We start from the raw sequence: 13,891 nt of genomic DNA, 5'->3' as shown, positions 1-13,891 counted from the left end.
ATCACAGCAGCGCACCCGGCGGAACGCACGACCTTCGTCGAAGATCACATTCCGCGCACGTGAAGTTCACTCAGCGTCCGCTGCCGATTGGTTGCTGGAACACCGCCGTCAGTGTGGTGCCGACCGTCTCGTTCCACACCTGCCAGGTCGCCGGGTCGAGCATCATCGAGCCGACATCGGTGGTCGTCACCCCGGGTGCGACGGGTTTGCCGGCGAAGCGGTCGCGCAGCCACAGCAGGGCGCGCGGCGCGCCGATCGGGTCGAGCGTCAGGTGCTCGCTGAAGTGGTCGCGGACGTATTCGACGCGGGCGTTGGGGTCCTGCGCGTAAAAGGCGACGAGGTCGTTGACCGGGCCGACCGGGATCAGCCAGTCCGGGTTCGCCTGGAACATGAACATCGGCATGTCCGGCACCGCCTTGCCCATCTTGGTCTTGTCCAGCACCGCGGTGACCGTGGGATCGGTGAACGGATTCTTGGCCAGCATGCCGATGTTGTCGGCGAACGGGAAGAAGATGGACTGGTAGCTCGCGCAGAGCTGTTCCTTCGCCGCCATCATCAGCTTGCCGAGGCCGTTCATGTTGGTGTCGAGGAAGTTTCGCAGCTCCGGGTATTCGCGCGAAACGCCGAGCGCACCCGCGAAGATCAGTCCGGCGGAGAGATTGCCGTTGGCCATCTTCAGCGCGGCCGACAGGTCGGCGGGGATGCCGCCCTCGGCGACGCCGACGACATTCAGCTCCGGCGCGTAACTGCGCTTCAGCTCGGCGGCATGGCCGGTGGCGATGGCGCCGCCGGAGTAGCCCATCAGCCCGACCCGGGTCGCGTTCCCGGACAACTCCATCGGATCGAAGTTGGTCGCGGCCCGGATGCCGTCCAGGGTGATCCGGCCCGCCAACGGCCCTGCGGCGTAGGCGGAATCGGGTCCTTGATGATCGGGTACGACCACCGCCCAGCCCTGCGCCAGCGCCGCCTGCACCTCCAGGAACTGCGCGGCCACCAGGATCGAGCCGGTGAGCGTGGCCGGGATCGAGCCCATTTGCAGCTGGTAGGACGGCATGCAGTAGTTGCCGGTCGAGTCCTCGGCGATCTGATAGGAGAACAGTGGCCGATCGGCGACGTGACCGCGCGGCTTCAGCACCGTGGCCACCGCGGCGATCGGCTCGCCGCGGGTGTTGGTCGACCGATACGACAGCTGCCAGGAGTCGACGTTGACCGGGATCAGCGACAGATTCGCCACGTGCACCTGGCGGGCCGCGATGAGCTGGCCGGGCGCGAGATCCGTGTAGGTGTCCGGCGCCGGGCGATAGAACGCCGGATCGAAGCCGGGCGGCATCGGCGGAATCGGGAATTGCAGTGCGGGCTGGACCGGCGGCGTATCGGGCTCCGCGACGGCCGGCCCGGCGAGGACGAAGGGCAGCCCGGCCGCCAGCACGGCGAGGGCCGCGAGCAGCTTCGATGCGTGCTTGCGCGGTGTAACCACAGATCAACCTCTTTGTTACCCGGGCGCACATGTGAGCCCAATCGGTTTCAGACTGTGGTCGAGTATGCATCGCCATGACGTGAATCACAAACATGTGCTGTCGAGACCTGCCTCGCAGCAGGGGTTCATACCGCCGGAAACCGGAGCGAATGCGCAGGTACGCATGGGTCGCGCCCCGGCTCGGATACGGTGGGTGCGTGACCATGGTTGGCAGGCAGTATGGCGGACGCGCCGTCACGGAGCGCAAGGCCGAACGCCGCGAGCGCTTCCTCGACGCGGCGACCCGGATCTTCGCCGAACGCGGCTACGCGAACTGCTCGCTGGCCGACGTCTGCGCCGCCGCGTCGCTGTCCAAGCGGCAGTTCTACGAGGAGTTCCAGACCAGGGAAGACGTGCTGGTCGCCGCCTACGACCGGATCCAGGACGAGGCGGCCGCCGTGCTGCTCACGGCGCTGACCGACCTCGATCCGCGCTTCGACATGACCGCGGCGATGACCGCGATGGTCTCGGCCTATCTGGGGTCGATCGGGTCGGACCCGTATCGCGCCAAGGTCGCCTTCATCGAGGTGGTCGGCGTCAGTGACCGGATGGAGCGGCATCGGCGTGAACGGCGGCACGCGTGGGCGCAGCTGCTGGACACCAGACTGGTGCCCACGGTGGCGCCCGGCGCGCGGATTCGCGGCGGAAGTGCCTGGGGCGCAAGCGCACTGATCGGCGCGATCAACGGCCTGGCCCATGAATGGGTGCTGGCCGACCCGCGTCCCTCGGTGGGGGAGCTGGTGGACCTGCTGGTGCCGATCGCGCTGTCGCTGCTGGAAGTTGCGGATCAGCGCACGGCGTAAGCGGCCAGTGACGGTGCCAGCGCGTCGAACGCGATGGTGATGTAATCGGTGAGGGCCGCGGCGATTTCGTCGTTCGACTGGCCGTCGAGCGTGCGGCGCATGGTCTCGTCGAACAGCACCCGGTGCACCCCGCCCAGTTGAGCCGCCGCCACCCGCGGCGTGATATCCGTTGCCGCCGTATCGGTTTCGGCGGCGAGCGTCGCGGCGAGGGCTCGCTCGCGTTCGTCGTGGAATTCGCGCAGCCGCGCCGTCAGCGCGGGACTGTCGTCGATCATCTTGGCGAACTCCGGCCCGGAGAAGCCGGCCACCGGATCCTGTTCGGCCGCGGCCGTCAGGTAGGCGCCGCGCAGCGCCGCTAACGCGGACTCGCCGGGTTGGCGCTCGCGAACGGTGCGCGCGAGCTGGTCGACGAACACATCCGCCAAGTCGAGGGCCAGGTCCTCTTTGCGCGGGAAGTAGTTGGTCACGGTCATCTTGGCGACCTGTGCGGCGGCCGCGACGTCGGCAATCGTCACCTTGTCGAACCCGTGCTCGAGGAACAGCATGGTCGCGTGATGGGAGATGTTCTCCCTGGTCTGCAGCTTTTTTCGGTCCCGGAGGCCCAACGTCTCGGTGCTCATGGCACCACCATAGCTGATACCGACCAAAATTTATGCTTGACATATTTTTAGGTCTGTTCTAAGTTTGTGCTCGTAGCCAGAACGAAGGAGCAGCACCTCGATGAACCACGGACTTGTCGAAGCAACCCCGGCCCGCACCAGCTCCACCACCGACCGAAAGGGACCAGCCACCATGGCCGACAAGACCACCGCACAGACCACCATCGACGCCGTGCTCGAGCGCTTCGCGCCGACCGAAGCCGCGACCAAGCGAAAGAAGCCGCGCGCCAACGCTTTCCCCGGCACGCAGCGACTCGACCGCAAGGTCCTCTCGCCCAACCGGACCGCCTTCCGGGCAGCCCCGCAGCGCCCGCTGCGCATCCCCGGTCGCGGCTGACCAGCCGAGCACTTTCCCTGCCGGTCGTCGGCGCAGCCCCGCGCCGACGACCGGTTCGCTCCCTTCGGAAGGACTCACCCGTGACCAAGCTCTGCACCGCCCGCCCGACTCGCGTGTCCGGCACCGTCAGCGAAGACCCGGTCAACGACTACCTGCGGCTCATCGCGCGCACCCCCCTGCTCACCGCGACCGAAGAGGTCGAGCTCGCCCAGCGCATCGAGGCGGGGGTGCTGGCCGGCCAACGACTCGCCGACGAGGCCGAGCTCGACCCCGCGGAGCGCCGTGCACTGCGCCGCCGCGTCGCCGACGGTCAGCGCGCCAAGGACCACATGGTCGAGGCCAACCTGCGGCTGGTCGTCTCGATCGCCAAGCGCTACCCGACCCCCGTCGGCATGTCGCTGCTGGACCTGGTGCAGGAAGGCACGGTCGGCATGATGCGCGCGGTGGAGAAGTTCGATCACCACCGCGGGCTGAAGTTCTCCACCTACGCCACCTGGTGGATCAAGCAGGGCATCGGCCGCGCGCTGGCCGATCAGGGCCGCACCATTCGCATCCCGGTTCATGTTGTCGAGGTGCTGAATCGGGTGGTTCGTACCCAGCGGGCGCTCACTCAGCAGTTCGGCCGCGCTGTGAGCCCGGCCGAGCTGGCCGTCGAACTCGACATGACGCCGGAGAAGGTGCGCGAGGTGCTCGACCATGCGCGCGAACCCATTTCGCTGCACACGCCGGTCGGCGAGGACGACACCGCCGAGCTGGGTCAGCTCATCGCCGACACCGCACCGGACCCGTCCGCCGCGGCCCTGGCTGCGGCGGTGCGCGGCCAGCTCGATCAGGTCCTTGCCGCACTGACCGAGCGCGAAGCCGAGGTGATCGCCCTGCGCTACGGCCTGCACGGCGCCGAGCCGAAGACGCTCGACGAGATCGGCAAGACCTACGGGGTGTCGCGCGAACGCGCCCGCCAGATCGAGGCCAAAGGCATGGCCAAGCTGCGGCAACCGGCTCGTGCCAAGGTGCTCGAAGGCCTGCTCGGCTGAGCCCGGCCGCCGCCGCTGCTCGAGTCGCTGCCGTGTCGCTGGACGGACAGGACGGCGGATCAAGACCATACTGAGTCGATGACCGGTGCAGTCGCTGTCGCCGAGAAAGCCCCCGAGCCGATGAGCCGGGCGAAGACCAACATTGTGTTCGCCACGATTGTGCTGGGCATGCTGCTGGCCGCGCTCGATCAGACCATCGTGTCCACCGCGCTGCCGACGATCGTCGCCGACCTCGGCGAGGCGGGGCACATGGCCTGGGTGGTCACGGCCTACCTGCTCGCCGAGGCGGTGGCGACCGCGCTGGCGGGCAAGCTAGGCGATCTGTTCGGCCGCAAGCTGATCTTCCAGGTCAGCGCGTTGATCTTCATCATCGGTTCGATGATCGCCGGCCTGGCGAACGGGATGATGATGCTGATCATCGCCCGCGGCATCCAGGGCTTCGGCGGCGGTGGCCTGATGGTCACGGCAATGGCGCTCATCGCCGACACCATCCCGCTGCGCCAGCGCGGCAAGTATCAAGGTGCGCTTGGTGCGGTTTTCGGTGTCACCACGGTGATCGGGCCGACGCTCGGCGGCCTGTTCACCGACCACGCGAGCTGGCGCTGGTGCTTCTACGTCAACGTGCCGATCGCGATCCTCATGATCGTGATGTCGGCCCGCACCATTCCCCGGGTGCGCGCGGTCATCAAGCCGATCATCGACTACGCGGGCATCGGGCTTGTCGCCGTGGCGGTTTCGACGCTCATCCTCGGGCTCGAATGGGGTGGGCAGGAGTACCCGTGGGGCTCATCGATGATCCTCGGGCTGTTCGCGGCCTCGGTGGTGCTGTTCGCGGCGTTCGTGGTGATCGAACTGCGGGCCAAGGAACCCATGCTGCCGATGGGGCTGTTCCGCAGCCGGGTGTTCACGGTGTGCTCGATCCTGAGCTTCATCTGCGGCTTCGCGATGCTCGGCTCGATCACCTATCTGCCCGCGTATCTGCAGTACGTGGACGGGGTTTCGGCAACCATGTCCGGTGTGCGCTCGCTACCGCTGGTGGTGGGTCTGCTGGTCACCTCGATCCTGTCCGGCCAGGTGGTCGGCAAGACCGGCCACTACCGGTACTTCCCGATCGTCGGCACGCTGGTGATGGCACTGGGCTTGTACCTCATGTCGACCATGGGCCGCGACACCGGCTTCTGGGAAGAATCGTTGTACATGATGGTGCTCGGTTTGGGCATCGGCCTCACCATGCAGGTGCTCACCATCGTCGTGCAGAACACCGTGCCCTACGCGCAGCTCGGCACCGCGACCTCTGGCGTCACCTTCTTCCGCACCCTCGGAAGTACCTTCGGCACCGCGATTTTCGGCACCCTGTACAGCAACGAGATCGGCCCGAACCTGCGCGAGGGGCTGGCGCAGGCGAAGGTGGTGCCGCCGGAGGTCGCGGCGAATCCGCAGGCGCTGCAGGCGGTGCCCGACGACGTGGCGGCGCCCATCATCGACGCCTACGCGAAGACCATCGACCACGTCTTCGTCTGGGTGGTTCCGGTGGCGTTGGTCGGCTTCGTGGTCGCCTGGTTCCTGAAGGAAGTGCCGCTGCGCGACAGTGCACGCACCGGCGCGGGCGATGTCGGCGGCGGATTCTCGGTGCCCGACTCTGCGGACCGGATGGTGCAGCTGGAGCGGGCCATCGCGGGAACCCTGCGCAAATCGCACGCCGAGGGACCGATCGGGCCGCGCATCCTCGCCGACGCGGGCAGCACGCTGAGCCGCGGCGAGGCATGGGCGCTCGGCCAGGTCTACCTGCGCGACCGCGTCAAGGGCGGGGCCACGATCGACTCGGTCGCGCGGGCGCACAAGCTGCCCGACGACGTGCTCGAGCCGATCTATCGGCGGGTAGCCGCCAAGGGATATCTCATCGATGACGGCCGGGAACTGCGGCTCACCGACCAGGGCCAGGCCGAGCTGGACCGGGTGAAGGCCGCGTGGCGCCGGTGGCTCGACAGCACGCTCGACGACTGGAACAACGACGATCCGGCCGATCGCGCGCTGTTCGACCAGGCCCTGGACAACGTCGCCGCCAAGCTGCTCGAGGAAGAGACCGGCGAGCACGAGCCCGCCCGCGCCTGAAACAAGCCCCATTTTCGAACGCGCTACCACCTTGCATCGCAAATACTCGTGCACGTATATTCGTAGACGAGTAAGGAGGTGCGATGGCCAAGAAGCGCAAGGTGAACAACCTGCTCGCGCTGGCGGTGCTCTCCGTGATGATCGATCGGCCCAAGCACCGCTACGAGATCGCCCAGACGCTGCGCGACCGCGGCAAAGACCAGGACATGGACATCAAGTGGGGTTCGCTCTACACCGTCGTGCAGAACCTGGCGAAGGTCGGTTTCCTGGAGATCGTCGGCAGCGAGCGTGACGGTGCCCGGCCGGAGCGGGTGATCTACCGGATCACCGACGCGGGGCGCGCCGAACTCACCGACTGGACACGGGAATTGCTCGCCGAGCCGGAACCGGAACAGAACCGGTTCGTCGCGGGGCTTTCCGTGCTCGCGGTGCTGCCTCCCGACGAGGTCGTCGAGTTGCTCGGCCGACGCATCGAGGCGCTCGGCCGGCTCATCGGCTCGGGGCGCCAGGAACTCGACCAAGCTCTGGCCGGCAAACTGCCTCGCCTGTTCATCATCGAATCCGAATACGGGCTCGCCATGCTGAAAGCCGAAGCCGCCTGGGCCCGTTCGCTGCGCGACGAACTCGTCGACGGCACGTTCCCCGAGGTGGACTGGTGGCGGCAGGTGCACGCCGAGGACATCCCGGTGGCGGAAGTCATCGCGTCCGTAGAGAGGGGGATGACCGAACAGGAATCGTCCTGATCACGAGACCAGGCCCGGCGGGGTGCGGCAACACCGCCGCCGAGCCCGATTGAACAGTCTCGAACCGCGCCCGCGTACGCGCACCCGGCTACAAGGCTGGCAACCACAGGATAACTGGGTGCGTTGCGCACGGGCCGGTTCGGGGATTCGAAAAATCCGCAGTACCCGAACCTGGAGACAACCATGTCTGAAACTCGAACCGCACTGGTGATCGGCGGCGGCATCGCCGGACCGGTCGCCGCGACCGCCCTGTTGAAGGCGGGCATCGACGCCCGCGTCTACGAGGCCTATCCCGGATCGTCCGACAACATCGGCAGCGGGCTCGCGCTCGCACCCAATGGCATTGCCGCCCTGGACATCATCGGCGCGGGTGACGCCGTGCGCGGCATCGCCGTGCCGGTGCCGAAGATGGGCCTGTCCGTCAACGACAAGGACATGAACATGCCCGGCCTGTCCGGCCTGCCGCCACTACAACTGGTCGATCGCGGCGAACTGCATCAGACGCTGCACGATCACGCGGTCGCCGCCGGCGTGCCCTTCGAATACAACAAGCGCCTGGTCGATGTCGCCGAGACGGAGTCGGGCATCACCGCCCGGTTCACCGACGGCAGCACGGCCACCGGTGACGTGCTGATCGGCGCCGACGGCATCCGATCCACGGTGCGCGGCTTGATCGACCCGCAGGCGCCGGGGCCGGAGTACCTCGGCATGCTCGGCTTCGGTGCGCTGGTCGACTACGACGGCGAGATCCCGGCGGGCACCATGACCTTCGCGTTCGGCAAGAAGGCGTACTACCTGTACGGGCCGGGCGGCGACGGCCGGGTGATGTGGGGCGCGAACCTGCCGCACAAGGAGTACCTGTCGCTCACCGCGGCCCGGGCGATCCCGAAATCGCACTGGCTCGGCATCCTGCGCGAGACCTACGCCGAGGACACCCCCGGCGGCGAGCTGGCCAGGCGCACCACCGAGGAGCAACTGGAAGTCATCGGCGCACTGCACATCATGCCGTCGGTGCCGCACTGGTTCCGCGGCCGGATGGTGCTGGTGGGCGACGCGGTGCACGCGCCGTCCAACAGCTCCGGCCAGGGTGCCTCGCTGGCCATCGAGAGCGCCGTCCAGATCGCTCGCTGTCTGCGTGACCTGCCGGTACCCGCGGCCTTCGCCACCTATGAGCAGCTGCGCCGCGGCCGGGTGGAGGCCGTCGCGGCCCGTGCGGCGAAGGCCAATCACAGCAAGACCCTCGGTCCGGTCGGACGCAAGATGATGCAGCTGCTCGCTCCGCTGTTCATCAAGATGATGAACCCGGAGAAGACCATGGGACCCGAGCAGCGCTACCGGATCGACTGGGATGCGCCCGCACAAAGGGAATTGGCCGTAGTGGCCTGATTCGCCCGAACCGGGCGGGCTGGTGGTCCGTACTCTGTGGAGCACATCAAGTCGAGCGGACTCCGGGGGAACGATGCAACCTGACCACCAGCCTGCCCTGCACCTGACGGGCCTGTGTAAACGCTTCGGCGGTCCATGGGTCGTCGACAACGTGAGCCTGGCGGTCCCGCCGGGCTCCTTCTTCGGCCTGGTCGGCCCCAACGGGGCGGGCAAGACGACGACACTGTCGATGGCCTGCGGACTGCTGCGGCCCGACAGCGGCCGCGCCGAGATCTTCGGCGCCGACGTGTGGGCCGATCCGGTGCGCGCGAAAACCCTGGCGGGCGTGCTGCCGGACGGGCTCGCGCTGCCGGAACGGCTCACCGGACGGGAATTGCTCACCTACACCGGGCTTTTGCGCGGCATGCCGGAGCGCACGGTGGCCGAGCGCGCCGACGAACTGCTCGGGGTGTTCGAATTGACCGGCGCCGAAGGCACTTTGGTGGTCGACTACTCCGCGGGCATGCGCAAGAAGATCGGCCTCGCGACCGCGCTGCTGCACGCGCCGAAGCTGCTGGTCCTCGACGAGCCGTTCGAAGCGGTGGATCCGGTGTCGGCCAGCACGATTCGCACCATTCTGCAGCGCTTCGTCGCCGCGGGCGGCGCGGTGGTGCTGTCGAGCCATGTGATGGCGTTGGTGGAGAACCTGTGCGACCAGGTCGCGGTGATCACCGGCGGCCGGGTGGTCGCGGCGGGCACGCTGGAGCAGGTGCGCGGCGGAACCACATTGGAGGAGGCGTTCGTTCGCCTCGTCGGTGGCCGTGTCGGCGGCGAGGACGGACTGTCGTGGCTGGCATCCTGATCCGCATGCGGCTGCTGCTCACCAGGCGGTCGCTGACCAACGGCTGGCAGGGCTTCACCTTCGTGACCGGCATCCTGGCCGGTGCCGTCGTCGCGGTCGTCACGGCGGCGGTGATCGGTTTCGCGGCGCGCGACGGCGACGTGGCCCATGGAACGACGATCGCGGCAACGCTTTTCGGGATATGGACGCTCGGCTGGCTGTGCGGTCCGGTGCTGACCGGCAGCAGCGACGAGACCGTGCAGCCGGAGCATCTGCGGCTGCTGCCGATCAGCCATCGCGGGCTGGCGGCCGGGCTGCTGGCCGCGGCGTTCGCCGGCCCCGCGCCGGTGATCAACCTGATCGCGTTCAGCGGGTTGATCGTGCTTGCGGCGCAATGGGGTTGGGCCGCAACGCTGGTCGCGCTGATCGGTGTGCTGCTGCACCTGGTGTTCGTGGTGCTGCTGTCGCGGGTGGTGCTGGCCTGGGTCGGCGCGGCCATGCGGTCGCGGCGCGGCAAAGATCTCGGCGTACTGCTGGCCGGGCTGGTCGGCCTCGCCTACTACCCGTTGAGCTGGCTGCTGGGGCACGTGAGCGAGCTGCGCGACGTGCCGTCCGGTGTCGCGACGGCGCTGCGCTGGTCGCCGTCCGGTTGGGCGCCTGCCGCCGTAGAAGCTGCGGCACAAGGGGATTGGCTGATCGCGCTGCTGGCGTTGGGCGCGCTGGCCGTGGCGTCGCTCGGGCTGTGGCAAGCGTGGTCGGCGCTGCTGGCCCGGCGCCTGGCCGCGCCGATGAACTCGGTGGCAGGCAGCAGCGGCGGCGGTCTGCTCGGCCGGGTGCGCCAGGGCGGGCCGGTCGGCGCAGTGCTGGTCAAGGAGCTGCGTGCCTGGTGGCGGGACAGCAGGCGCCGGGCCACGCTGCTGCCGGTGCTGGTGGTCGGCATCCTGATGCCGGTATTCCCGGCAATTCAGGGCGGCAGCGCCGGTGGTGTGCCGTTCGCGGGTGTCACCGCGGCCTTGTTCGCCGTGCTGGCCGCCGCCAATCTTTACGGTTACGACGGCACCGCTCTGTGGCAAACCCTGGTCACCCCGGGTGCGGCCCGCGCGGACGTGCGCGGCCGCCTGCTGGCCTTGCTGCTGGTGGTCGGGGTGCCCACGCTGCCGCTCAGCCTGATTCTGCCTGGGGCGCTCGGCCGGTGGGAGATGTATCCGTGGGTGCTCTCGCTGTATGCGGTCGCGCTGGGTGTCGGGGCCTGCTCGGCGCTGGTGCTGTCGGTCATCGCGCCGTATCCGTTGCCGCCGCGCACCGGTAATCCGTTCTCCGGTTCGGGTAATCCGGGGTGCGCGAAGATGCTGATCCAGTTCGTCATGATCCTCGGGCAGATGTTCTCGGTGCTGCCGGTCGTGGCCATCCTGCTGGTCGGTCGTGCGACAGATCTGAAAGCGATCGAATGGCTGGCGGTCCCTGCCGGTCTCGGTCTCGGGATCGCGGCGGCCCTGCTCGGTGCTGGTATCGCCGAGCGGCGGCTGGCCACGGGTGGGCCGGAGCTGCTCGCCGCCGTCCGCCCGAAGTGAGGCACGGCAACATCGGTGAGGCAATAGACTGGATAAGTGAGCGATAGAGATTCCGATGGCAGTCTGGATCTGAATCAGTTGCGCACGTTTCTGGCCGTGCATCGGGCGGGGTCGATCACCGCGGGGGCCCGGCTGGTCGGGTTGTCGCAGCCGACGGTGACCGCGCAACTACAGGCGCTGGAGAAGCGGCTCGAGCAACGCCTGTTCGAGCGGCTGCCGCGCGGTGTCGCGCCGACCGCGGCCGCTGCGGAGTTGGCGGCGCGGATCGCCGAACCATTGGACGCGTTGAACGCGGTCGCCGGACGGAATGTCGCGGCGGAGTTCGAAGCTCAGCCACCGGTCCGGTTGGCAGGTCCGGCGGAAATGCTTGCGGTGCAGGCGCTTCCGGCGTTGGCACCGCTGGTCGCGGATGGTGTCCGACTCACCGTGACGGCCGGGCTGTCGGAAGATCTGCTGGCCGGGCTGCGCGCCGGCCACCACGACATAGTGGTGTCCACCGTGCGCCCGCGGGGCCGGACGGTGGTCGCCGAGGCGTTGTCGGACGAGGAATTCGTCCTGGTCGCCGCGCCCGTTGTCGCGGCACGGATCGACCTCGCACAGTTGAGCGCCGAGGGCCCAGCGGGGTTGACCACGATCCCGCTCGTCAGCTACGCCGCCGATCTACCGATCCTGCGCCGGTACTGGCGGCATGTCTTCGGCATCCGGCTGACCGGCGAGGCCGCGGTGATCGTCTCGGATCTGCGTGCGGTCGCCGCCGCGGTCGCCGCAGGCGCGGGGATCAGCGTGCTACCGCGTTATCTGTGTGCGGCCCAACTGGATTCGGGCGCATTGGTCACCCTGCTCGACCCGCCGGACCCGCCGATAAACACCGGCTTCCTGGTCCGCCGCCCCGGCACCATCGCCCGCCCGCACGTCGACCTGGTGCACGCACGCCTGCGCGCCGCCGCCCGCACCTGGTAGCCGCTAGGCGCGGGCCGCGCGGGTGCGGAGGATGTCGGCGGTCTGCGCGTCGGCGGGGAGGAACGCTTCCAGGTGTAGTTCGGCGAGGGTGATGTCGGTGGCCGTGGCGAACGAGGTGAGGGTGGTGATCAGCCGCAGCTCCCCGTCGTCGCTGCGCAGCCGCAGCGGCACCGCGAAGCCGAGATGGTCCGGGCCCGGTTCGGCCTGCGGCAGATAGCTTTCCAGCTCTTCGATCAGTTCGTCGAGGGCCGAGTCGGGGCTGCGGGAGACCCGGCCGCGCAGCGCCTCGATGACGTGCCTGCCCCACTCGGGCAGGTTCGCCACGCGTTTGGCGAGCCCATCCGGATGTAAAGCGAGGCGCAGCACATTGATCGGCGGCTCCAGCAGTTCTGGAGCGGCACCCTCGGTGAGTACTTCGAAGGCCGCGTTGGCGGCGAGCAGGATGCCGCGCGGGCGCACCACCAGCGCGGGGTAGGGCTGGTGGCCGTCCAGGATCGTCTTCAGCGCCTCCCGCACCGGACCCAATTCCGGTGTGTCCAGGTCGGATTCGGGAAAGGCGGGCGCGTATCCCGCGGCGAGCAGCAGGCTGTTGCGTTCCCGCAGCGACAGTTCCAGCGACTCCGCCAGCCGCACCACCATGGTGCGCCCCGGCCGCGATCGCCCCTGCTCCAGGAAGCTCAGATGCCGCTGGGTGGTGTCCGCCCGGATCGCGAGGTCGAGCTGACTGACCCGGCGCAGGGTCCGCCAGTGCTTCAGTTCGCGGGCGAATCCCGGTGCTGCTATCGCCGTTGTCATGTCCACAGTCTTATCCGATGTGGGTTCGCCGCGATTCCGCGGAGGGTATGAGCAGCAGCTCCCACCCGATACGGCTATTCCCTGCGGGGAATCGCGCGGTATCGCTGCGATCGCAAAGCTATGTCCCATGAGCAAGCAATTGAACGACAACGAACTGGCCTGCTTCGCCGAGCAGTACGCCGCGCAGTGGAACGAATCCGACCCGGCGGCTCGGCGTAAGCAGATTCAGGAACTGTGGGCGCCCACCGGTGCGCAGACCCTGGTCGACCCGCCGGTGGAGATGCGGGAAGAGGCTGAGCGACTGCAATTTCCGATGCCCGCACTGGAGGTGCGCGGCCACGATGCCATGGACCGCAGGGTGACTCGGGCCTACGAGATGTTCATCGCGTCGGGCGAGTACGAGTTCGCCGTGGCGGCACCGGCATTCCGGCTGCCCGCCGGACTCATCGGGGTGAGCTGGACCATGGTGGCCAAGGCCGACGGTGCGGTCGCCGCCGGCGGCTTCGAGGTCATCGGCCTCGACGACGAGGGCCGGATCCTGTCCGACCACCAGTACATCGAGGGCGTGCGATGAACGGCCTTGCCTATCACCTGGATCCACTGCGCGGCCTCGACGGCCTGACCACGGCGGCGCAGGACCTGCCCGAGCCCGGCCCGAACCAAGTCGTGATCGAGCTGCTGGCGGCCTCGCTCAACCGGCGCGACCTGATGCTGATGGACGGCGACTACCCGCTGCCCGCCACGCCGGGCATCATCCCGCTCTCCGACGGAGTCGGGAAGGTGATCGCGGCGGTCCAGGAACTGACCGGCGGCGACGGTGTCGAACACGTCGTGGACACCGTCGGACTGCCGACACTGTCGAAATCCGTTCGCTCTGGCGGATACAACGCGCAGATCACGATGATCGGCGCGATGCCGACGTCGGTGGCGGAGCCGGTCAGCGAGGTGTTCGGCACACAGTATGTGTCGATCCGCCGCATCGCCGTCGGCAGCCGCACCGACTTCGAGGCGATGAACCGGGCGATCAGCGAACATCGCACCCGGCCGGTCATCGATCGGGTGTTCCCGCTCGACGATGCGGTGCAGGCATACCGCTACTTCCGGGACGACGACCCGTTCGGCAAGGTTGTCGTGCGAATGTCCTGAGCGACGCTA

General features: G+C 68.3%; 14 protein-coding genes. 11 read left to right on the top strand and 3 right to left on the bottom strand.

Annotation, left to right across the window (positions count from 1 at the left end):
• Nucleotides 1-70: 70 nt before the first annotated feature.
• Nucleotides 71-1,477 carry a lipase family protein gene (locus NN4_RS25375; protein WP_147136270.1) on the bottom strand — a complete coding sequence of 469 codons (1,407 nt, stop codon included), beginning with the start codon at nucleotides 1,475-1,477 and terminating at the stop codon, nucleotides 71-73.
• A 203-nt stretch (nucleotides 1,478-1,680) separates the two neighbouring features.
• On the opposite strand from NN4_RS25375, the gene NN4_RS25370 reads away from it, so the two are divergent.
• A complete protein-coding gene (locus NN4_RS25370; protein WP_246181075.1) occupies nucleotides 1,681-2,319 on the top strand; it encodes a TetR/AcrR family transcriptional regulator in 639 nt (212 codons plus the stop codon).
• Here NN4_RS25370 and NN4_RS25365 read toward each other — a convergent pair.
• A complete protein-coding gene (locus NN4_RS25365) occupies nucleotides 2,304-2,939 on the bottom strand; it encodes a TetR/AcrR family transcriptional regulator (RefSeq protein WP_147136264.1) in 636 nt (211 codons plus the stop codon). The genes NN4_RS25370 and NN4_RS25365 overlap by 16 nt on opposite strands.
• Before the next feature lie 100 nt (nucleotides 2,940-3,039).
• On the opposite strand from NN4_RS25365, the gene NN4_RS25360 reads away from it, so the two are divergent.
• From NN4_RS25360 to NN4_RS25325, 8 genes are all read left to right on the top strand, one after another.
• Complete coding sequence (locus tag NN4_RS25360; RefSeq protein WP_135235112.1) at nucleotides 3,040-3,315, top strand: hypothetical protein; 276 nt, start codon at nucleotides 3,040-3,042, stop codon at nucleotides 3,313-3,315.
• Nucleotides 3,316-3,395: 80 nt separating this feature from the next.
• Nucleotides 3,396-4,349, top strand: coding sequence for a sigma-70 family RNA polymerase sigma factor (locus NN4_RS25355; RefSeq protein WP_147136262.1), 954 nt, complete (start codon nucleotides 3,396-3,398; stop codon nucleotides 4,347-4,349).
• A gap of 78 nt (nucleotides 4,350-4,427) precedes the next feature.
• The gene (locus NN4_RS25350) at nucleotides 4,428-6,461 is read left to right on the top strand and encodes an MDR family MFS transporter (protein ID WP_147136260.1); all 2,034 of its coding nucleotides are present in this window, start codon (nucleotides 4,428-4,430) and stop codon (nucleotides 6,459-6,461) included.
• An 83-nt stretch (nucleotides 6,462-6,544) separates the two neighbouring features.
• Nucleotides 6,545-7,204: a PadR family transcriptional regulator gene (locus NN4_RS25345; RefSeq protein ID WP_147136257.1), complete on the top strand. Its 660-nt coding sequence runs from the start codon at nucleotides 6,545-6,547 to the stop codon at nucleotides 7,202-7,204.
• 183 nt (nucleotides 7,205-7,387) lie between these two features.
• Nucleotides 7,388-8,590: an FAD-dependent oxidoreductase gene (locus tag NN4_RS25340; RefSeq protein WP_147136254.1), complete on the top strand. Its 1,203-nt coding sequence runs from the start codon at nucleotides 7,388-7,390 to the stop codon at nucleotides 8,588-8,590.
• Between the two features lie 73 nt (nucleotides 8,591-8,663).
• Nucleotides 8,664-9,431 carry an ABC transporter ATP-binding protein gene (locus NN4_RS25335; protein ID WP_147136251.1) on the top strand — a complete coding sequence of 256 codons (768 nt, stop codon included), beginning with the start codon at nucleotides 8,664-8,666 and terminating at the stop codon, nucleotides 9,429-9,431.
• The gene (locus tag NN4_RS25330; RefSeq protein WP_147136248.1) at nucleotides 9,416-10,981 is read left to right on the top strand and encodes a hypothetical protein; all 1,566 of its coding nucleotides are present in this window, start codon (nucleotides 9,416-9,418) and stop codon (nucleotides 10,979-10,981) included. The genes NN4_RS25335 and NN4_RS25330 overlap by 16 nt, the downstream gene beginning before the upstream one ends.
• Before the next feature lie 36 nt (nucleotides 10,982-11,017).
• The gene (locus NN4_RS25325; protein WP_147136245.1) at nucleotides 11,018-11,941 is read left to right on the top strand and encodes a LysR family transcriptional regulator; all 924 of its coding nucleotides are present in this window, start codon (nucleotides 11,018-11,020) and stop codon (nucleotides 11,939-11,941) included.
• A gap of 3 nt (nucleotides 11,942-11,944) precedes the next feature.
• Here NN4_RS25325 and NN4_RS25320 read toward each other — a convergent pair whose 3' ends face one another.
• Entirely contained in the window at nucleotides 11,945-12,736 is a 792-nt protein-coding gene (locus tag NN4_RS25320) for a helix-turn-helix domain-containing protein (RefSeq protein WP_147136242.1), read from the bottom strand.
• A gap of 127 nt (nucleotides 12,737-12,863) precedes the next feature.
• Here NN4_RS25320 and NN4_RS25315 point away from each other — a divergent pair, with 127 nt between their 5' ends.
• On the top strand, nucleotides 12,864-13,310 hold the full coding sequence (locus NN4_RS25315) for a hypothetical protein (RefSeq protein ID WP_147136237.1): 447 nt from the start codon (nucleotides 12,864-12,866) through the stop codon (nucleotides 13,308-13,310).
• Complete coding sequence (locus tag NN4_RS25310; RefSeq protein ID WP_147136234.1) at nucleotides 13,307-13,882, top strand: zinc-binding dehydrogenase; 576 nt, start codon at nucleotides 13,307-13,309, stop codon at nucleotides 13,880-13,882. Before NN4_RS25315 ends, NN4_RS25310 begins: the two co-directional genes overlap by 4 nt.
• Nucleotides 13,883-13,891 lie beyond the last annotated feature (9 nt).

It is taken from the genome of Nocardia ninae NBRC 108245, from assembly GCF_007990755.1.
Lineage (GTDB): Bacteria > Actinomycetota > Actinomycetes > Mycobacteriales > Mycobacteriaceae > Nocardia > Nocardia ninae.
This window is presented reverse-complemented; position numbering and strand designations above follow the sequence as displayed.